Genomic DNA, 368 nt, shown 5'->3' on the forward strand with positions numbered 1-368 from the left:
ACGTCAAATCATCATGCCCCTTATGACCTGGGCTACACACGTGCTACAATGGACGGTACAAAGAGCTGCAAGACCGCGAGGTGGAGCTAATCTCATAAAACCGTTCTCAGTTCGGATTGTAGGCTGCAACTCGCCTACATGAAGCTGGAATCGCTAGTAATCGCGGATCAGCATGCCGCGGTGAATACGTTCCCGGGCCTTGTACACACCGCCCGTCACACCACGAGAGTTTGTAACACCCGAAGTCGGTGGGGTAACCTTTTTGGAGCCAGCCGCCTAAGGTGGGACAGATGATTGGGGTGAAGTCGTAACAAGGTAGCCGTATCGGAAGGTGCGGCTGGATCACCTCCTTTCTATGGAGAATTGAT

1 rRNA gene is annotated in these 368 nt (G+C 53.0%); it reads left to right on the forward strand.

Going from position 1 to position 368, the window contains the following annotated elements:
- Positions 1-353: ribosomal RNA gene (locus tag NU887_RS21090) — 16S ribosomal RNA — on the forward strand; the annotation flags it as partial.
- Positions 354-368 lie beyond the last annotated feature (15 nt).

Source organism: Aquiflexum gelatinilyticum (genome assembly GCF_024741135.1).
In the GTDB taxonomy this organism is placed as follows: domain Bacteria; phylum Bacteroidota; class Bacteroidia; order Cytophagales; family Cyclobacteriaceae; genus Cognataquiflexum; species Cognataquiflexum gelatinilyticum.